This is a genomic window from Streptomyces sp. NPDC085946, from assembly GCF_044540485.1.
Lineage (GTDB): Bacteria > Actinomycetota > Actinomycetes > Streptomycetales > Streptomycetaceae > Streptomyces.
The window spans coordinates 271,550-290,610 of the sequence record NZ_JBITSF010000005.1 but is presented as its reverse complement, the minus strand read 5'-3'; the positions used below and the strand labels follow the sequence as shown (position 1 = coordinate 290,610).

General features: G+C 73.7%; 17 protein-coding genes and 1 tRNA gene. 4 read left to right on the top strand and 14 right to left on the bottom strand.

What is annotated here, in order from left to right:
- Positions 1-128: 128 nt before the first annotated feature.
- Both ACIF8T_RS13575 and ACIF8T_RS13570 read right to left on the bottom strand, forming a co-directional pair.
- Positions 129-2,336 carry an MMPL family transporter gene (locus ACIF8T_RS13575; RefSeq protein WP_400034438.1) on the bottom strand — a complete coding sequence of 736 codons (2,208 nt, stop codon included), beginning with the start codon at positions 2,334-2,336 and terminating at the stop codon, positions 129-131.
- A 99-nt stretch (positions 2,337-2,435) separates the two neighbouring features.
- The gene (locus tag ACIF8T_RS13570) at positions 2,436-3,035 is read right to left on the bottom strand and encodes a TetR/AcrR family transcriptional regulator (RefSeq protein WP_400034436.1); all 600 of its coding nucleotides are present in this window, start codon (positions 3,033-3,035) and stop codon (positions 2,436-2,438) included.
- A gap of 155 nt (positions 3,036-3,190) precedes the next feature.
- Between ACIF8T_RS13570 and ACIF8T_RS13565 the strand changes: the two genes are divergently transcribed.
- Positions 3,191-6,424 carry a S41 family peptidase gene (locus ACIF8T_RS13565; RefSeq protein WP_400034434.1) on the top strand — a complete coding sequence of 1,078 codons (3,234 nt, stop codon included), beginning with the start codon at positions 3,191-3,193 and terminating at the stop codon, positions 6,422-6,424.
- A 322-nt stretch (positions 6,425-6,746) separates the two neighbouring features.
- Here ACIF8T_RS13565 and ACIF8T_RS13560 read toward each other — a convergent pair whose 3' ends face one another.
- The 4 genes from ACIF8T_RS13560 to ACIF8T_RS13545 form a co-directional block, all read right to left on the bottom strand.
- Entirely contained in the window at positions 6,747-6,926 is a 180-nt protein-coding gene (locus tag ACIF8T_RS13560) for a hypothetical protein (RefSeq protein ID WP_400034432.1), read from the bottom strand.
- Positions 6,927-7,002: 76 nt separating this feature from the next.
- A complete protein-coding gene (locus ACIF8T_RS13555) occupies positions 7,003-7,887 on the bottom strand; it encodes an SDR family oxidoreductase (protein ID WP_400034430.1) in 885 nt (294 codons plus the stop codon).
- Entirely contained in the window at positions 7,884-8,801 is a 918-nt protein-coding gene (locus ACIF8T_RS13550; protein ID WP_400034429.1) for an alpha/beta fold hydrolase, read from the bottom strand. The genes ACIF8T_RS13555 and ACIF8T_RS13550 overlap by 4 nt, the downstream gene beginning before the upstream one ends.
- Complete coding sequence (locus tag ACIF8T_RS13545; RefSeq protein ID WP_400034427.1) at positions 8,798-10,333, bottom strand: flavin-containing monooxygenase; 1,536 nt, start codon at positions 10,331-10,333, stop codon at positions 8,798-8,800. Before ACIF8T_RS13545 ends, ACIF8T_RS13550 begins: the two co-directional genes overlap by 4 nt.
- Before the next feature lie 132 nt (positions 10,334-10,465).
- On the opposite strand from ACIF8T_RS13545, the gene ACIF8T_RS13540 reads away from it, so the two are divergent.
- Complete coding sequence (locus ACIF8T_RS13540) at positions 10,466-11,137, top strand: MerR family transcriptional regulator (protein ID WP_400034425.1); 672 nt, start codon at positions 10,466-10,468, stop codon at positions 11,135-11,137.
- Between the two features lie 49 nt (positions 11,138-11,186).
- Here the strand turns inward: ACIF8T_RS13540 and ACIF8T_RS13535 are convergent, their stop codons facing one another.
- On the bottom strand, positions 11,187-11,990 hold the full coding sequence (locus ACIF8T_RS13535; RefSeq protein ID WP_400034423.1) for an exodeoxyribonuclease III: 804 nt from the start codon (positions 11,988-11,990) through the stop codon (positions 11,187-11,189).
- Positions 11,991-12,092: 102 nt separating this feature from the next.
- On the opposite strand from ACIF8T_RS13535, the gene ACIF8T_RS13530 reads away from it, so the two are divergent.
- Complete coding sequence (locus ACIF8T_RS13530) at positions 12,093-12,569, top strand: GNAT family N-acetyltransferase (RefSeq protein WP_400034421.1); 477 nt, start codon at positions 12,093-12,095, stop codon at positions 12,567-12,569.
- Between the two features lie 80 nt (positions 12,570-12,649).
- Here the strand turns inward: ACIF8T_RS13530 and ACIF8T_RS13525 are convergent.
- The 7 genes from ACIF8T_RS13525 to galU form a co-directional block, all read right to left on the bottom strand.
- Positions 12,650-12,723, bottom strand: a tRNA-Ala gene (locus ACIF8T_RS13525).
- A gap of 83 nt (positions 12,724-12,806) precedes the next feature.
- Positions 12,807-14,078, bottom strand: coding sequence for a gephyrin-like molybdotransferase receptor GlpR (glpR, locus tag ACIF8T_RS13520; protein ID WP_400034419.1), 1,272 nt, complete (start codon positions 14,076-14,078; stop codon positions 12,807-12,809).
- A 172-nt stretch (positions 14,079-14,250) separates the two neighbouring features.
- The gene (locus ACIF8T_RS13515) at positions 14,251-14,907 is read right to left on the bottom strand and encodes a GNAT family N-acetyltransferase (protein WP_400034722.1); all 657 of its coding nucleotides are present in this window, start codon (positions 14,905-14,907) and stop codon (positions 14,251-14,253) included.
- On the bottom strand, positions 14,904-15,446 hold the full coding sequence (locus tag ACIF8T_RS13510; RefSeq protein ID WP_400034417.1) for a molybdenum cofactor biosynthesis protein B: 543 nt from the start codon (positions 15,444-15,446) through the stop codon (positions 14,904-14,906). Before ACIF8T_RS13510 ends, ACIF8T_RS13515 begins: the two co-directional genes overlap by 4 nt.
- The gene (gene moaC, locus ACIF8T_RS13505) at positions 15,443-15,937 is read right to left on the bottom strand and encodes a cyclic pyranopterin monophosphate synthase MoaC (RefSeq protein ID WP_400034415.1); all 495 of its coding nucleotides are present in this window, start codon (positions 15,935-15,937) and stop codon (positions 15,443-15,445) included. Before moaC ends, ACIF8T_RS13510 begins: the two co-directional genes overlap by 4 nt.
- A 132-nt stretch (positions 15,938-16,069) precedes the next feature.
- On the bottom strand, positions 16,070-17,392 hold the full coding sequence (gene glp, locus ACIF8T_RS13500; protein WP_400034413.1) for a gephyrin-like molybdotransferase Glp: 1,323 nt from the start codon (positions 17,390-17,392) through the stop codon (positions 16,070-16,072).
- Entirely contained in the window at positions 17,389-18,300 is a 912-nt protein-coding gene (galU, locus tag ACIF8T_RS13495; RefSeq protein WP_400034411.1) for a UTP--glucose-1-phosphate uridylyltransferase GalU, read from the bottom strand. Before galU ends, glp begins: the two co-directional genes overlap by 4 nt.
- 103 nt (positions 18,301-18,403) lie before the next feature.
- Here galU and ACIF8T_RS13490 point away from each other — a divergent pair, with 103 nt between their 5' ends.
- Entirely contained in the window at positions 18,404-19,018 is a 615-nt protein-coding gene (locus tag ACIF8T_RS13490) for a 5-formyltetrahydrofolate cyclo-ligase (RefSeq protein ID WP_400034409.1), read from the top strand.
- Positions 19,019-19,061 lie beyond the last annotated feature (43 nt).

Here is a 19,061-nt window from a genome sequence, read left to right as displayed (position 1 = left end):
ATGGGGGGCACCGTAGCGGTGCGTGGGCGCGGCACGCGAGGGCCGGGCCCGGTCCGGGCGGCGGGAAGCCGGTGAGGGCGCCCCGTCGCCGTGGAGCCCTCACCGGCCGGTGCCGCGTGCCGGGGCCGTCAGACGCGGGCCAGTGCGCCGTCCGCGTCCGTGCCGGCGTCGGCCGTGCGCAGTCCCTCGCCCTCCACGTCCACGGCGGGCAGGGCGCGGTCCAGCCACTTCGGCAGCCACCAGGCCCGGCGGCCGAGCAGGGCGAGGACCGCCGGGACGAGGGCCATGCGGACGACGAACGCGTCGAAGAAGACCGCGATCGCGAGGCCGAAGCCGATCATCTTGACCATGGACTCGCCGGAGCCGATGAAGCCCGCGAAGACCGCCATCATGATCACGGCCGCCGCCGTGACGACCCGGGCGCCGTGCCTGAAGCCGGTCACCACGGCCTGGCCCGGCTTCTCGCCGTGCACGTAGGCCTCCCGCATGCGGGTCACGAGGAACACCTCGTAGTCCATCGCCAGGCCGAAGACCACGCCCACCATGAAGATCGGCATCATCGACATGACCGGGCCGGTCTCCTCGACGCCCAGCAGGCCCGCCAGCCAGCCCCACTGGAAGACCGCGACCACGGCGCCCAGCGCCGCCGTCACGCTGAGCAGGAAGCCGAGGGCCGCCTTCAGCGGGACCAGGAGCGAGCGGAACACCACGATCAGCAGGAGGAAGGCGAGGCCGACCACCAGGACCAGGTACGGGACGAGCGCGTCGTCGAGCTTCTGCGAGACGTCGATGTTCATCGCGGTCGAGCCGGTCACCAGGACGCCCGCGTCCGTGTCGGCCCGCACCTGCGCGCCGGTGTCGCGGATGGCGTGCACCAGGTCCTCGGTGGTGGCCGAGGACGGCTTGGAGTCCGGGACGACGGTGATCGTCGCGGTGTCGCCGGCCTTGTTGGGCGCCGGCGGCGTGACCGTCACGACGTCGTCCAGGCCCTTGATCTCGTCGCCGACCGCGGTGAAGGCGGCCTGCGGGTCGTCGGACCCCTTGGCGTCGACCACCACCACGAGCGGGCCGTTGAAGCCGGGGCCGAAACCCTCGGAGAGCAGGTCGTAGGCGCGGCGCTGGGTCGTGGACGTCGGCTGGGAGCCGTCGTCGGGCAGGCCCAGCTCCAGCGAGGCCGCCGGGACGGCCGCCGCGCCCAGGCCGACGACACCGAGGAGCAGCACCGCGACCGGGCGGCGGACCACGAAGCTCGCCCAGCGCGTGCCCATGTTCGGGCGGGCCGGCTGCTGCGCCGCGCGCCCGCCGCCCCGCAGCCCGCCCCTGGCGCCCGCCGGGTGCACGCGGCGGCCGGCGTAGCCCAGCAGGGCCGGGATCATGGTGAGGGCGATCAGGACCGCGAGGGCGACCGTGCCCGCCGCCGCGACGCCCATCTTCGTCAGCATCGGGATGTCGACGACCGACAGGCCGACCAGCGCGATGACGACCGTGAGGCCGGCGAAGACCACCGCCGAGCCCGCGGTGCCGACGGCCCGGCCGGCCGCCTCCTCGCGTTCGCGGCCCTCGGCCAGCTCGGCGCGGTAGCGGGAGACGATGAACAGCGCGTAGTCGATGCCGACGGCCAGGCCGATCATCGTGGCCAGTGTGGACGTGGTGGAGCCGAGGTCCAGGGGGCCGGCCAGCGCGGTGATCGCCGAGACGCCGATGCCGACGCCGACGAGCGCGGTCAGCAGGGGCAGGCCGGCCGCGAGCAGCGAGCCGAAGGTGATGACGAGCACCACCGCGGCGACCGCGATGCCGATGATCTCGGTGGTCCCGGTGTGCGGGACGGTCTGGAGCGCGTCACCGCCGATCTCGACGGTCAGCCCGGCGTCCCGCGCGTGCTGCGCGGCGTCCTCCAGGGCGTCCTTGCCGGCCTCCTCGAGCTCCATGCCGGAGACCTCGTAGGACACCTGGGCGTAGGCGATCGTGCCGTCCTCGCTGACGGACTTCGCCCGGTAGGGGTCGGTGACGGAGGCGACCTGGGAGCCGTCGGACAGTTCGCCGACGGCCTTCCGCACGGTCGCCTTGTGACCGGCGTCGGTCATCTTCTCGCCGTCGGGCGCCTTGAAGACGACGCGCGCGGTGGCGCCGTCGGCGCTCGTCCCGGGGAAGCGCTCTTCCAGCAGGTCGAAGGCCTTCTGGGCCTCCGTGCCCGGGATCGAGAAGGAGGTGGAGCCCGCGGCGGGGGCACCGGCCGCGCCGGCGCCCGCGAGCGCCAGCAGCGCCACCCATATCAGGGCGACGAGGTGCCGTCGCCGGAAGGAGAACCGTCCGAGTTTGTAGAGGAACGTGGCCACGAGGGCGTACTCCCGGTCAGGTCGTGGGTGTGTCAGGGCAGGGGTGCTCGGCCCGACGACGTGAGCGGTGACGTCAGGTGGGACTGGCTCGGGGACGTGTCAGGGGGTGGCGACGCCGAGGGCGGGGAGGACCACGGCGTCGAGGTACGAGGTGAGGAAGGCCCGGGTGGGCGGCTGGTCGTCCAGCAGCGCCCGGGTGGCGAACCCTCCGACCATCATGTGCAGGAGGAAGTCCAGCGCCGGGCAGTCGGGGCGGACCTCGCCGCGGTCCACGGCGCGCTGGATCACGCGCCGGAACTCCGCCATCTCCGGTTCGATCAGCTGGTCGCGGAACTCCCGGCGCAGGTCCGGGTTGTTGTGCATGGCCATCGCCACGCCCCGCATCAGCGCCGAGTTCCGTTCGATGGTGCAGTCGTCGTCGCGCGCCACCAGGGCGTGCAGATCGCCGCGCAGGGAGCCGGTGTCGATCCCGTCGACCGGGCCGGGCTTGGTGTGCCGGACGGCTCTGACGACCAGCTCGGCCTTGCCGCCCCACTGGCGGTAGAGCGTGGCCTTGCTGGAGCGGGTGCGGGCCGCCACGGCGTCCATGGTCAGGGCGTCGTAGCCGACCTCGCGGAGCAGGTCGAGCACGGCCTCGTACAGCTCGGCCTCGCGTTCGGGCGTGATGCGGCTGCGCCGCGCCGTCGCGCTGTCGGCCATCCCGGTCACCCTCCATCAGAACGACACCGTTTCGTACACGTCGAGAGTAGCGCATCCGCCCTACAGAAACGAAACGGTTTCGTACGTGGTGCGGGTCACGTCCGTCCGCTCCGGCACGAGTTGCCCCGGCCCGGCCCGCGGAAAAGCATGGGGAGGTGAGCTATCTGCGCCTTCCGCACCTCCATGGCGATCTCGTGTGCTTCGTGGCCGAGGACGATCTCTGGCTCGCGCCCCTCGACGGACCCGGCCGCGCCTGGCGGCTCACCGTGGACCGCACCAAGGCCGGCCACCCCCGCTTCTCCCCCGACGGCCGCCACCTCGCGTACACGAGCTGGCGCAGCCTCGTGCCGGAGGTGCACCTCGTGCCGGTCGACGGCGGCCCGGGGCGCCAGCTCAGCTACTGGGGCAGCGCGGACACGCGCGTGTGCGGCTGGGACCCGGACGGGGCGATCCTCGCCGTCGCCTCGCACGGCGAGCCCTTCTCGCACTTCACCTGGGCCTACAAGCTCTCCCCCGACGGCGACCCGGGCCGCAAGCTGCCCTGGGGTCCGGTCTCCGACCTCCAGGTCGCCGAGATCGACGGGGAGCGCAGGAGCCTGCTGCTGACCGGCACCCCGCCGCACGAGCCGGCCGCCTGGAAGCGCTACCGGGGCGGCGCGACGGGCCGCCTGTGGCTGCACGGGCAGCGGCTGCTCGCCGGCCTGGACGGCCACCTGGACGCCCCGATGTTCGTCGGCGGTCGGATCGCGTTCCTCTCCGACCACGAGGGCGTCGGCAACCTCTACTCGTGCGCGTACGACGGCTCCGGCCTGCGCCGCCACACCGACCACGACGCCTTCTACGCCCGGCACGCCGCGAGCGACGGCACGCGGGTGGTCTACCAGTGCGCCGGTGACCTGTGGGTCGTCGACGACCTGGCCGCGGACTCCGCGCCGCGCCGGATCGAGGTCCGGCTGAGCGGGCCGCGCGCGGGACGGCGCCGCCACCACGTGCCCGCCGCGCAGCACGTCGGCGGGATCTCCGTCGACGAGACGGGCCGCGCCAGCGCGGTCGTGGTCCGGGGCAGCCTGTACTGGCTCACCCACCGGGACGGCCCGGCCCGCACCCTCACCGACACCCCCGGGGTCCGGGTGCGGCTGCCGGAGATGCTGGGCGCGAGCGGGCAGGTGGCCTACGTGACGGACGCCGAGGGCGAGGACGCGATCGAGATCGCCTCCCTGCCCCGGGCCACCGGCGACCGCGCGCCGCGGCGGCTGGCTCCGGGACGGCTCGGCCGGGTGCTGGAACTGGTGTCGGACCCCGACGGCGAGCGGCTGGCCGTCGCCTCGCACGACGGCCGGCTGCTGCTGGTCGACGTGGCGGAGGACTCCGGCGGCGAGGTCGCCGAGCTGGTCCGGTCGGTCAACGGGCCGGTGCGGGACCTGGCGTTCTCCCCGGACGGCACCTGGCTGACGTGGTCCCACCCGGGGATCGGCCGGTCGCTGCGGCAGATCAAGATGGCGCGGATCAAGGACACGTTCGTCGTCGACGTCACCAACGGCCGTTTCGAGGACGAGAACCCGGTGTTCACCCGGGACGGGCGCTACCTCGCCTTCCTGTCCTGGCGCGGCTTCGACCCCGTGTACGACGTGCACACCGGGGACCTGTCGTTCCCGCTGGGCTGCCGCCCGTACCTGGTGCCGCTGTCCTCGGCCACCCCCTCGCCCTTCGCGCTCAACCCGGAGGGCCGTCCGGCCGCGGGCGGCCTGGACCCGGTCGCCGAGGAGGAGTCCGGCGAGGCGGGGGCGGTGACGGTCGAGGCGGAGGGGCTGGAGAGCCGGGTGACGCCGTTCCCGGTCGCGGCGTCCAAGTACTCGGCGCTGCACCCGGTCGCGGGCGGCGGCCTGGTCTGGCTGCGCTGGCCGATCTCCGGCGCGCTGGGCGAGACCTTCGCCAACCCGGACGACCCGAGCGAGCGGCCGACGCTGGAGCACTTCAACCTCGCCAAGGCGAAGAAGTCCGAACTGGTCGGCCACCTCGACTGGTTCGCGGTGAGCGGCGACGGCACCCGGCTGGTCCTGCTGGACGAGGGCGACCTGCGCGCGGTGCCCGCCACCGAGCCCGGCGACGGCGACTCCACCACCTGGATCGACCTGCGCCGCATCCTGCACCAGGTGGACCCGGCCGCCGAGTGGCGCCAGGCCTACGACGAGGCCGGGCGCCTGATCCGCGCCTACTTCTGGGAACCGGGCATGTGCGGCATCGACTGGGACGCGGTGCTGGACCAGTACCGTCCGCTGGTCGAACGGGTCGCGTCCCCGGACGAGTTCGCCGACCTGCTGCGCGAGGTGCTCGGCGAGCTCGGCACCTCGCACGCGTACGTCGCCGCCGCCCGCCGCAACGAGGGCCCCGCCCACTACCAGCGCTGGCAGGGCCTGCTCGGCGCCAACCTCGTCCTCCGCGACGGCGGCTGGACGGTCCAGCGGATCCTGCCCGGCGACTCCTCCGACTCCAAGGCCCGCTCCCCGCTGGCCGGCACCGGCATCCGCGAGGGCGCGGTCCTCACCCACGTCGACGGCCGCCCGGTCGACCCGGTGGCGGGCCCCTACCCGCTGCTGGCCGGGGCGGGCGGCACGACGGTCGAGCTCACCTTCACCCCGGCGGAGGGCGCGGGCCCGCCCCGCCGGGTCGCGGTCGTCCCGCTGGTCGACGAACGGCCCCTGCGCTACCAGGACTGGGTGGCCAAACGCCGCGCCGTGGTGCGGGACCTGAGCGGCGGCCGCTGCGGCTACCTGCACATCCCCGACATGGGCGGCTCGGGCTGGGCCCAGTTCAACCGGGACCTGCGCATGGAGGTGTCCCGCCCGGCCCTCATCGTCGACGTGCGCGGCAACGCGGGCGGCCACATCAGCGAACTCGTCATCGAGAAGCTGACCCGCACCATCCTGGGCTGGGACCTCACGCGCAACGCGCAGCCGGTGTCGTACACCTCCAACGCCCCGCGCGGCCCGGTGGTGGCCCTCGCGGACGAGGCGACCTCCTCCGACGGCGACATGATCACGGCCGCCTTCAAGCTGCTGAAGCTGGGCCCGGTGGTCGGCCAGCGCACCTGGGGCGGCGTGGTCGGCATGACCGGCCGGCACCGCCTCGGCGACGGCACGGTCATCACCGTCCCGATGAACGCCGCCTGGTTCGAGGCCTACGGCTGGTCGGTCGAGAACCGGGGCGTGGACCCCGACGTCGAGGTGCCGCGCACCCCCCTGGACTGGGCGGAGGGCCGCAACGCCCAGCTGGCCGAAGCGGTCCGCCTGGCCCTGACCCTCCTGGAATCCAACCCCCCGGCCAAGCCCCCCACTTACGAGGACGTGCCCGACAGGTCCCGCCCGAAGCTCCCGCCACGACCTTCCTGACGGACAGCAGGGGCGACACCCCTCCGGGCGCGCGGGGAACAGCACACCTCAGGCACGCGGGGAACAGCAGACCTCAGGGGCGCGGGGAACAGCACACCTCAGGGGCGCGGGGAACTGCGCACCCCAGGGACGCAGGGAACAGCACACCTCAGACACGCGGGGAACAGCACACCTCAGGGGCGCGGGGAACTGCGCAAACCCCCCACCACCGCCACCCGACGACACACCCCACCCGGCACAACACCCCGAAGACCCGCACGACAACGCGGGGCACCCTCCAAGGAGGGCACCCCGCATCACCTGCTCAAGCCGAGCGCAGCGACTACGCGTCGTAGTCCTGCTCGACCCGCTCCCGCTCCTCGCGCCGCATGCGCTCGGTGTCCTCGTCCTCGGGACGGCGCCCGCGCTGCTGCTGGCCGCGCTCCTTGGCCTCGCCGATCTTCTGCTTGGCCTGCTCCTGCATGCGCTGGGACTTCTCCTGGAACTGGTCCTTCATACCCATGTGGGTTCACTCCCGTGGGGGGTGAGGGGATCTGGCCCGACCAGATTCACACGGGCGATGACCCTGCGCATGTCGATCACTTACGGTGCGTGACGCGCTCCTGTTCGTCCGCCGCGCCGCCCGCTCCGACCAGCCCCGTGCGCATCCCCTCCAGCCGGTCCGCGAACCGCCGCATCTCCCGCTGCCCCACGGTCCCGATGACCGCGGGCAGATACCCGCGCACGCCCTGCATGCCGCGCAGCCACCACTGCCCGTACACGTGGCCGGCCCGCCGCTCGATCCCGGCCACCAGCCGGTCCACCGCCGGGCCCAGCGGGTACGTCTTGTTGGACGGCCAGGGCAGCCGCTGCCGCAACTCCCGCATGACGTCCTCCTGGTCGGCCCCGCGCACCATGTCGGTGTCGGTCCACGACAGGTAGCCGACGCCGACCTTCACGCCCCGGTACCCGACTTCGGCGCGCAGGCTGTGCGCGTACGCCTCCACACCGGACTTGGAGGCGCAGTACGCCGTCATCATCGGCGCCGGGGTGATCGCGGCGAGGGAGGCGATCTGGAGCAGGTAGCCCCGGGTCTCCAGCAGCAGCGGCAGGAAGGCGCGGGCCGTCACCGCCGACCCGACGAGGTTGACCTCGATCACCCGCCGCCAGGACTCCGGGTCGGACTCGGTGAAGGGCCCTCCGGTGGCGACCCCGGCGTTGGCCACCACGATGTCGACGCGGCCGAAGCGCTCCTTGACCTCCCGGGCGACCCGGGCCATCGCCTCGTGGTCGGTGACGTCGGCGTGCCAGTGGTCGCTGTCGCTGTGCAGCCGCGCGGAGACCTCCTTGAGCGCGTCCGGCTCCAGCCCCACCAGCGCCACCTTCACGCCGCGGGCGGAGAGTTTGCGGGCGAGCAGTTCGCCCACGCCGCGCGCCGCCCCGGTCACCACGGCGACCCGTCCCTCCAGGCTCACCCTGCTCATGCCCCCTCCTTCACCTTCACGTACGTGCTGACGAGTTCGCGTATCTTCCCGGTGATCAGGTCCGGCGCCTCCACCGGCGTCATGTGGCCGATGCCCGGCAGTTCGGTGAGCCCGAGGCACTGCGGCAGCGCGGCGGCCAGCGCCCGGGACTGCGCCGGCGGGGTCAGCCGGTCCGCCGTCCCGACGACCACCGCGGCCGGCACCGCCAACTCGCGTACCGCGTGGTCGAGATCGAGCAGGTCGAGCACCTGCGACCAGCTGTGCCGCACCGCGCGGGGACAGGCGTGCACGATGCGGGCGCAGGCCTCCACCATGTGCGGGGCCGAACCCGGTCCCATGGTGCCGTACTTGAGGATCCGGCGGGCCAGCGGCGTCACCGGTCCGAGCGGGGCGCGGGAGCCGAGGACGTGCCGGGTCAGCCAGGTCCGCAGCGGCCCGGCCCGCATCGGCAGCACCGTCGAGCCGGCGACCAGCTCCGAACTGCCCGTGCTGCACAGCAGGACGGCCGCCGCGTGCTCCCGGAAGCCGGCCCGGGCCGAGGCCGCCATCACCGTCATGCCGCCCATGGAGTGCCCGGCGACGACGGCCTTCTCGCCGGGCGCGAGCGCCGCCGCCAGCACGGCCTCCAGGTCGTCGGCGAGCGCGTCGGTGCTGCACGCGGGGCTCGCCGGACTGCGCCCGTGGCCGCGCTGGTCGTAGGCGACGACCCGGTGGTCGGCGGACAGGGCGCGGATCTGGGCCGCCCAGAAGGCCGTCGAGCAGGTCCAGCCGTGGGCGAGGACGACGGCGGGGGCGCCCTCGGGCCCGTGCACCTCGACGTGCAGCCGGGCACCGTCCGCCGACAGGGCGGTCAGTTCACGGACCGGGGCGGGCGGGGCGTACGGCCCCGAGGAGACGTGCAGCAGGCGGCTCACGCGCCCACCTCCGCGTCCCGCCGGGCACCGGCGTCCCGCCCGGCCGGGGCGCGCAGCACCTCGTACTCACCGAGGTCGACGCGGCGCGTCGCGCGCCGGAACTCGGCGGTCGTGCCGGGCCAGATGGTGGTGTTGCGGCCGCCGGCGTCGAGGTACCAGCTGGTGCAGCCGCCGGTGTTCCACACGGTGCGCTTCATGCGCTCCTGCACCTTGTCGTTCCAGGCGCGCACCGCGCCCGGGCGGGCGTCGAGGGCGACCCGGCCGCCGAGCACGTCGAGCTGGCGCAGGTAGTCGGCCAGGTAGTTCAGCTGGGACTCGATCATGAGGATCATCGAGGAGTTCCCGAGGCCGGTGTTGGGCCCGATGATGGTCATCCAGTTGGGGAAGCCGGCCGCGGAGGCGCCGCGCAGGGCCGCCATGCCGTCCTTCCACGTCTCGGCGAGCGTGCGCCCGTCCGCGCCCACGACCCGCTCGGCGATGGGCATGTCGGTGACGCGGAAGCCCGTGCCGAAGACGATCGCGTCGGCCTCGGCCTCGGTGCCGTCGGCGGCGACGAGGGTGGAGCCGCGGACCTCGGCGAGGCCGCTGGCGACGAGGTCGACGTTGGGCCGGGCGAGCGCCGGGTAGTACTCGCTGGACAGCAGGATCCGCTTGCAGCCGATGCGGTAGTCCGGGGTCAGCTTGGCCCGCAGGGCCGGGTCCTTGATGGCGCGGGCCATGTTGCGCCTGGCCAGCTGCTCGACGAAGCCGAGCTCGTCGGGATGCTTGGTGAACGCCTGGACCTGCAGTTCCCGGATGCCCCACAGCAGTCCGCGGCGCAGCCGGGTGGTGACGGGCAGCCGCCGGTGCAGCCACCGCTCGGCGCCGGTGATGGCGCGGTCCATGCGGGGCATGACCCAGGCCGGGGTCCGCTGGAACAGGGTCAGCCTGCCGACCACGGGCTGGATCGAGGGCACGATCTGGATGGCGGAGGCGCCCGTCCCGATCATGGCGACCCGCTTGCCGCGCAGGTCGTAGTCGTGGTCCCAGCGGGCGGAGTGGAAGACCTTGCCGGGGAAGGAGTCCAGCCCCGGGATGTCGGGGATCTTCGGGTCGGACAGCGGTCCGGTGGCGGACACCACGACGTCGGCGGACAGGTTCCCGCTCGCGGTCTCGATGTCCCAGCACAGCCGCTCGCCGTTCCACGTCATCCGCTGCACCTCCGCGTCGAAGCGGAGGTGCGGCCGCAGCCCGAAGACGTCGGTGACGTGCTCCAGGTACGCGCGGATGTGCTCCTGCCCGGAGAAGGTGCGCGGCCAGTCGGGGTGGGGCGCGAAGGAGAAGGAGTACAGGTGTGACGGCACGTCACAGGCGCACCCGGGATAGCTGTTGTCCCGCCAGGTGCCGCCGACGCTGCCGGCCCGCTCCAGCACGACGAAGTCGGTGATCCCCTCGCGGCGCAGCCGCACGGCGGCGCCCAGCCCGCCGAACCCGGATCCGACCACCGCGACCCGTACATGTTCCTGCGCACGCTCGTGTTCGTGCTCGGCCATCCCGAAGCCTCCACGCATCGCCTAGAACTCCGCCAGTGAACACTGGCGCAATGGGGAGGGTAGAGCAGCTCCGTACTCATGGGTAGGGGTCTCGCGGGGAAAGTTACCGGCGGTACGACTTAAGGTGCCCCCGTGGCCGAGAAGCGTGAATACCGCATGGAAGAGCTGGCGCGTCTGGCCGGCATCACGGTGCGCACCCTGCGCTTCTACCGCGAGCGCAAGCTGATCCCGCCCCCGCGCCGCGAGGGCCGCATAGCCTGGTACGACGACCACCACCTGGCCCGCCTGCGCACCATCGCGGCGCTGCTGGAACGCGGCCACACCCTCAGCGGCATCGCCGAACTCGCGGAGGCCTTCGACCACGGCCGGGACGTGGCCGACCTGCTGGGCTTCGGCACCCTCACCGAGGAGGAGCCGGTCCGCCTCACCCCCGAGGAACTCGCCGCCCGCTTCGAGGGCCAGGACACCCCCGGGAACCTGGCCGCCGCGATGGAGCTCGGCTACCTCGGCACCGACGGCGACGAGATCGTCCACATCAGCCGCCGCCTGCTCGACGTCTCGACGGCCCTGGTCCGCGAGGGCATCCCGCTCTCCGCGGTCCTCCAGGCGGGCGCCCGCGTCCGCGAGCACGCCGACGCCCTCGCCGAACTCTTCGCCGACCTGATCCTCGGCCACGCCCCCGAGGAGGACCTCGCCCGCCTGCGCCCGCTCGCCCAGAGCGTGGTGGACGCGGAACTCTCCCTGGCCCTGGACCGCCGGCTGCGGGAGCAGGGGCGGGAGGCGCCGGACCACGGGCGCGGATGACGCCCGCGCACCGCGCCGCCGTTCCCGGGCCGCCCGCCGGGCGCCGCCGCTACGGCCCGTAGACCACCGTCACCGGCGCGTGGTCCGACCACCGCTCCGCGTGCGTGGCCGCCCGCTCCACGAACCCCTTGACCGCCCGCGCCGCCAGCCCGGGCGTGGCCACGTGGTAGTCGATGCGCCATCCCGCGTCGTTGTCGAAGGCCCGCCCGCGGTAGGACCACCAGGAGTACGGGCCCGCCACACCGGGGTGCAGCGCCCGCACGACGTCGGCGTAGCCGCCGTCGGCCGGGTCCAGGACCCGCCCCAGCCACTGGCGCTCCTCGGGCAGGAAGCCGGAGTTCTTGCCGTTGGCACGCCAGTTCTTCAGGTCGGCCTCCTGGTGGGCGATGTTCCAGTCGCCGCAGACCAGTACCTCGCGCCCGTCGGCGGCGGCCCGCTCCCGCAGCTCCTTGAGGTAGCCGAGGAACTCGCCCATGAAGCGCGTCTTCTCGTCCTGCCGCTCGGTGCCGACCTCGCCGGAGGGCAGGTAGAGGGAGGCGACGGTGAGCCCGGGCAGGTCGGCCTCGACGTAGCGCCCGCTCGCGTCGAACTCGGACGACCCGAAGCCGATCCGGACGCGGTCGGGCTCCCGCCGGGTGTACAGCGAGACCCCGGCGCGCCCCTTGGCGGCGGCGGGGGCGTGCACGACGTGCCACCCCTCGGGCGCGCGGACGGACCCGGGCAGCTGCTCCGGCTCGGCGCGCACCTCCTGCAGGCACAGCACATCGGCGGAGGTCTGCGCGAGCCACTCCACGAAGCCCTTCTTCGCGGCGGCACGCAGCCCGTTCACGTTAACGGAGGTCACAGTGAGCACCCCGGCACGATACCGGCACACTGGACGAGGTCCGATTCTGGACCACGCGCACTCCGCGCCCCCTCCCTCACCACGAGAGTGAATTGATATACGGTGACCAGCATGACTATCCGCCAGGTCCCCTTCGACCACCCCGACGCCGTGAAGCTGAACGACGAGGTCCAGGCCGAGTACCACGTCCGGTACGGCGACGGCGGCGACGCGACCCCCCTGGACCCGTCGGACTTCAAGCCGCCGAACGGCCTGTACCTGCTGGCGTACGACGTGAACGGCGTGCCCGTGGCCTCGGGCGGCTGGCGCGCCCAGGACGCGAACGACGAGGGCAACCTGGACGGGGACGCCGAGCTGAAGCGGATGTTCGTGGTCGAGTCGATGCGCGGCCGCGGGCTGGCCCGCCGCATCCTGGCCGCCCTGGAGGAGGACGCCCGCGCGGCCGGCCGCGTGCGCATGGTCCTGGAGACCGGCACCAAGCAGCCGGAGGCGGTGGCCCTCTACACCTCCAGCGGTTACGAGCCGTGCGCGAAGTTCGGCTACTACCGCTTCCACGAGTCGAGCCGGTGCTACGCGAAGGCGCTGTGACCCGGGCCACTTGAGGCCCCGTCAGCACGGACACGCGACAGAGCCCCTGCCGGGGATCCCGGCAGGGGCTCTATGCTGCGTGGACCTGAGGGGATTTGAACCCCTGGCCCCCTCGATGCGAACGAGGTGCGCTACCGGACTGCGCCACAGGCCCTTGCAACGAGTGAAACTTTAGCACCCCGATCGGCCTGCTCGGAAATCCGCTCCCGGACGGCGGCCACCTGCGGCTTCGCGGGGCTACTCGTTGGCGGCCCGCGGCCGGTCCCCGTCCTCGTACTGGTCGAAGAGCGGCGTCCGTCCGCGCTCCCGGGCCCGCCGGGCCGACGCCCCCGCGGAGGCGCCCCCGCGCGGGCGTTTCCGGGCCTGCGGGAGGGCGTCGCCGTGCCCGGCGTCGTCCGCCTCGACCTCGGGGTGCGTCCCGGCCTCCGCCGGGTCCGCCGCGCCGGCGGTCTCCGCCCCGTCCTCCCGGTCCGGCGCGGCCGCGCTGGACCGCGCCGAGCTCCACGCGTCGGGCGCCCCGAGATCCACGTCCGGCGTGGCCCGCGGCGCCACCGGCGCGGTCACGTACGTCGGCAGCGGCACCGGCACCGGGTCCCAGCTGTCGCCCTGGCCCGGCCGCCGCTGCCGCTCGCGCTGCTGGTCGACCCACTCGGCGTGGTCGGTCTGCTCCACGAGCGCGCGCCGGTCCGCCGCGAGCGCCGACAGGCCGGGGTCGGCCTCCTGCTCGGGCGCCCGGTCCGGTTCGTCGGTCTCCTCGCCGAGCGACGCGGCGGCCGGGCGGCGGCGCGGCTGGCGCTGGCGCTCCCGCAGCCGCTGCGCGGCGGCCTCGGCCAGACGGCGGTCCATCTGGTAGGTGAAGCGGCGGCGCTCCTGGCTGCGCAGGTAGGCGATGTACACGCTGAGCAGCACGGCGGGCACCCCGGGCGCCCACAGGAAGGCGAGCCCGCCGACCGCGGCGACGATCGCGCCGAGGGTGAAGGCGAGGAAGAGCATGATGGTGGTGCGCCGCCGGCGCGCGAGCACCTTCGAGCGCTGGGCCCGTGCGGCGGCCGCCTGCGCGGCCTGCACCGACGGCGCCCGCCGGGCCGCCGGCACCCGCCGCTCCGCCGGCGCCTCGGCGGGCCCGGAGGGCCGGTCGCCGCGCTCGGACACCAGCGGCTCCACGCGCTCGACGCGCTCGGTCACCGCCTCGGGGTCGGACCGCTCCGCCGCGGGCACCTGTGCCTGCGGGCGGGTTTGGGACACCGCGAAGGCCCGGACGTCCACCGAGTCGGTGACCGCGTCCGGGTCGACGGCGTCCGGCTCCCCCTCGTCGGCGGAGCGCGCCTGCAGGTCCCTGGCGTACCGGCGCTCCATGCCCGCTCGTCCGGACAGGAGCCGGATGGCGGTGCTGAAGCGTTCCGTCGGACGGGCCTCGTTCAGCTCGTCTTGCCTACGGAGCCACATCGGCACCAAGTAGGCGGCCCAGGCCCCGACAATGACTGCGTAGATGAGGCCGCTGCTGCTCACGCCTCACACGGTAGAGGGGTTTGCGTGAGGCCATCTGCCAATTGAGCCGGTGTGTCGCACGATCTGGCTGATATTTCGAACTTTTTTTGTGATCCATGTGATCAGCAGGACACCGGGCCCGCGAATTCAATGCCCCGACACGGCCGGCGGGCGATCAATTTCGAACATTTATTCAATTTCCCGGGCTTCGCGGGATTCCCGGGTTCCGCGGCTCGTTGTGGGAACGTGCCCGGTGCCAGCGCCTGAGCAGCCCCTCCGGCGCCTCTTCCGCCGTCAGCGCGAAGACGAGATGGTCGCGCCAGGCCCCGTCGATGTGGAGATAACGCGGCCGCAGCCCCTCCTCGCGGAATCCGAGTTTCTCCACCACCCGCCGGCTGGGACCGTTCTCGGGGCGAATGCAGACCTCGATGCGGTGCAGTCCGACGGTGCGGAAACAGTGGTCCACGGCGAGCGCCACGGCCGTCGGCATCACCCCGCGCCCGGCCACCGCCTCGTCCACCCAGTAACCGACGTGCCCCGAGCACATCGATCCCCAGGTGATCCCGGCGACCGTCAGCTGGCCCACCAGCCGGCCCTGGTACTCGATGACGAACGGCAGCATCCGGCCCGCGTTCGCCTCGCGCCTGAGGTGGCGGACCATCTGGCGGTACGTGGGCCGGTGGGCGAGGGGGCCGCCGGGGGCGGGCGGCGGGATGGTCGCCTCCCAGGGGCGCAGCCAGTCGCGGTTGCGCCGGTTGACCTCGCGCCAGGCGGCCTGGTCGCGCAGCTTTATCGGCCGGAGCAGGACGTCGCCGTCCGCCAGCTCGACGGGCCAGGAGGGGGTGTTCAGCTCGCACCCCCGCCGTCCGCGTCCGGTCTGGGGTGGTCACCGCCGCGCAGCTGGTCCACGGCGTGCACCAGCAGGGGCTCCAGGACGGCGAGGCCGTCCTTCACCCCGCCGGACGAGCCCGGCAGGTTGACGATCAGCGTCCCCGCCGCCACGCCGGCCAGTCCGCGGGACAGGGCCGCGGTCGGCACCTTGTCCCGCCCGTACGCCCGGATGGCCTCCGCGATGCCCGGGATCTCCCGGTCGACGACCTTCCGGGTCGCCTCGGGGGTGCGGTCGGTGGGCGAGACGCCCGTGCCGCCCGTGGTGACGATCACGTCGTAGCCCGCCTCGACGCCGGCGCGCAGCGCGGCCTCCACGGGGTCACCGTCGGGGACCACCTGCGGCCCGTCGACGGCGAAGCCGAAGCCCCTCAGGCCCTCGGCGACCAGCGGGCCGCCCCGGTCCTCGTAGACCCCGGCGGCGGCCCGGTTGGAGGCCGTGACGACCAGGGCGCTGTACGGCGCGGGCAGGGCGCCGCCGATCGGCGCGTCGCCCGTCATGCCCGGCTCCAGTCGCCCGACTTGCCGCCCGTCTTCTCCTCCACCCGCACGTCCGTGATGACCGCTCCCTTGTCGACCGCCTTGACCATGTCGATCACGGTGAGCGCGGCGACGGAGACCGCGGTGAGGGCCTCCATCTCGACGCCCGTGCGGTCCGTCGTCCGCACGGTGGCCCGGATCTCCACGGCGTCGTCCGCGACCGACAGGTCCAGTGTCACACCGGACACCGACAACGGGTGGCACAGCGGGATCAGGTCGGGGGTGCGTTTGGCGCCCATGATGCCCGCGATCCGCGCGGTGGCCAGGGCGTCGCCCTTGGGGACGCCCGCGCCGCGCAGCAGCTCGACCACCCGGGGCGAGACGAGGACGCGGCCGCTGGCGCGGGCCGTGCGCGTGGTCACGTCCTTCTCCGAGACGTCGACCATACGGGCGGCGCCCGCCTCGTCGAGGTGCGTCAGTCGGTCCTGCGGGGGTCGGTCGTGCGTGCTCATGCGTGTCTGGCGCTCCCGGTCCGGGCCCGTCGCGGTACGGCGCACGGGCCTGCTGTGCGCGACACGGTACCGCCAACCGGGGGCGCCCAGCCGGGCAGGACCGCTCTGCGAGCGCCCCGCGAGCGCCCCGGCTCAGCCGAGCAGGACGACCTCGACCTCGGTGCCGGGCTCCACGGACTCGACGTCCTCGGGGACGACGATCAGCGCGTCGGCGTGCGCGAGGGCGGCGACCAGGTGGGAACCGGCGCCGCCGACCGGGCGGACCGCGCCGTCGGCGTACGTGCCGCGCAGGAACTGACGGCGGCCCTTCGGCGAGGTCAGCGCCTTGTCGGCGGTCAGGGTGGCCCGGGTCCGGGGCCGGTGGACGTCCTCCAGCCCCATCAGGGTGCGGATCGCGGGGCGGACGAACAGCTCGAAGGAGACGTACGAGGAGACCGGGTTGCCGGGCAGGGCCAGCAGGGGCGTGTGGTCGGGGCCGATGCAGCCGAAGCCCTGGGGCTTGCCCGGCTGCATGGCGAGCCTGCGGAACTCCACGCCGCTGCCCGGCTCGTCCTCGTCGCCGACGTGCGCGAGGGCCTCCTTGACGACGTCGTACGCCCCGACGCTCACCCCGCCGGTGGTGACCAGGAGGTCGGCGCGGACGAGCTGGTCCTCGATGGTGGAGCGCAGCGTCTCGGCGTCGTCGGGGACGGCGCCCACCCGGTAGGCGAGGGCGCCGGCGTCGCGGGCGGCGGCGGTGAGGGCGAAGCTGTTGGAGTCGTGGATCTGGCCGCTGCCCAGCTGCTCGCCGGGCGGGACCAGTTCGCTGCCGGTGGAGAGCACGACCACGCGCGGGCGCGGGCGGACGCGGACCGTGCCGCGGCCGATCGCGGCGAGCAGGGCGATCTGCGGCGGGCCGAGGACGGTGCCCGCCTCCAGGGCGCGCTCGCCGGCCCTGACGTCGCTGCCCTGGGCGCGCACGTGCGCGCGTGCCGCGGCGGAGCGGTACACGTGCACATGCCCCTCGGCGCCCTCCGGGGCGAGGCTGCGGGCGCGCATGCCGCTCACCGGGCCCTCGCCGAGCCCGCCGTCGGTCCACTCGACGGGCACGACGGTCTCGGCGCCGGACGGCAGCGGGGCGCCGGTCATGATGCGGGCGGCCTGGCCGGGGCCCACGTGGAGCAGTCCGGCCTGGCCCGCCGCAATGTCCCCGACGACCTCCAGGACCGCCGGGAACTCCTCGCTCGCGCCCGCCACGTCCGCGACCCGCACCGCGTACCCGTCCATGGAGCTGTTGTCGAACGGCGGCAGGGAGACCGGCACCGTGACGTCCTCGACCAGGACGCAGCCCTGGGCGTCGAGGAGGTTCAGTTCGATGGGTTCGAGGGGGCGGACGGTCGCGAGGACGTCCTCCAGGTGCTCGTCCACCGACCAGAGGTGGTCCGGGCCTGGGGTGCGGGGCGCGGCGGTGCTCAAAGTTGCTGCATCTCCTCGGTGACGTAACGGCGGAGCCAGGTCCGGAAGTCCGGTCCCAGATCCTCACGTTCGCACGCGAGCCTGACAATGGCACGCAGGTAGTCGCCGCGGTCGCCGGTGTCATAGCGGCGGCCCTTGAAGACGACGCCGTGCACCGGGCCGCCGATCTTCTCGTCGGCGGCGAGCTGCTGGAGGGCGTCGGTCAGCTGGATCTCGCCGCCGCGGCCCGGCTCGGTCCGCCGCAGTATGTCGAAGATGTGCGGGTCCAGGACGTAGCGCCCGATGATCGCGTAGTTGGACGGGGCGTCGGCCGCGTCCGGCTTCTCGACCAGTCCGCCGACCTTGACGACGTCGCTGTCCTCGGTGGTCTCCACCGCCGCGCACCCGTAGAGGTGGATCTGCTCGGGGGCGACCTCCATGAGCGCGACGACGCTGCCGCCGTGCTGCTCCTGGACCTCGACCATGCGCCGGAGCAGCGGGTCGCGCGGGTCGATCAGGTCGTCGCCGAGGAGGACGGCGAAGGGCTCGTCGCCGACGTGCGGGGCCGCGCACAGCACCGCGTGACCGAGGCCCTTGGGGTCGCCCTGGCGGACGTAGTGCAGGGTGGCGAGGTCGCTGGACTCCTGGACCTTGGCCAGGCGCTCCGCGTCGCCCTTCTTCTCCAGGGCGGACTCGAGCTCGTAGTTGCGGTCGAAGTGGTCCTCCAGGGGGCGCTTGTTGCGGCCCGTGACCATGAGGACGTCATCGAGACCGGCGGCGACGGCCTCCTCGACCACGTACTGGATCGCCGGCTTGTCGACGACCGGCAGCATCTCCTTGGGAGTGGCCTTGGTGGCCGGCAGGAACCGGGTGCCGAGGCCTGCTGCGGGGATGACAGCCTTGCTGATCCGAGGGTGCGACTGGCTCATGCCCGACACCTTATCCGGTGCCTTTACAGAGAATCTGAGGCTCCGGTTATTTCACTCTCATATGAGCGGATTGAAACGGTACGAGAACGGTACGGGAACGAGTTTGAGACACGACGGACGCACGGACGAGCCTGACAAGCGGGAGTTGCGGCGGGAGATCCTCGCGGTGAGGAACAGGTTGACGCCCGGTGACGTGCGGGAATCCGCCGCCGCGCTGGCCCGCGGGGCGCTCGCCCTCACCGAGTTGGCGCATGCGCGCACGGTGGCGGCGTACGTCTCCGTGGGGAGCGAGCCCGGCACGCTCGCGCTGCTGGACGCGCTGCGCGCGCGGGGCGTGCGCGTCCTGCTGCCGGTGCTGCTGCCCGACAACGACCTGGACTGGGGCGCGTACGCCGGGGAGGGCTCCCTCGCGCGCGTGCAACACGGCGGCAGGATGGCCCTCTTCGAGCCGGCCGGGGAGCGGCTGGGGCCGGACGCCGTGACGGCCGCCGACGCCGTGCTGCTGCCGGGCCTGGCGGTCGACGCGCGCGGGATGCGGCTCGGGCGGGGCGGAGGGTCCTACGACCGGGTCCTCGCGCGGCTGGAACGGGCGGGCGCCGATCCCGCCCTGGTGGTGCTGCTGTACGACGCGGAGGTGGTCGCGCGCGTGCCCGCGGAGCCGCACGACCGGCCGGTGCACGCCGTGGTGACGCCGTCGGGGGTGCGGCGCTTCCGCTGAGGACGGCCGGGAACGGGAAACGGCCTCCACGCGCGCGTGGAGG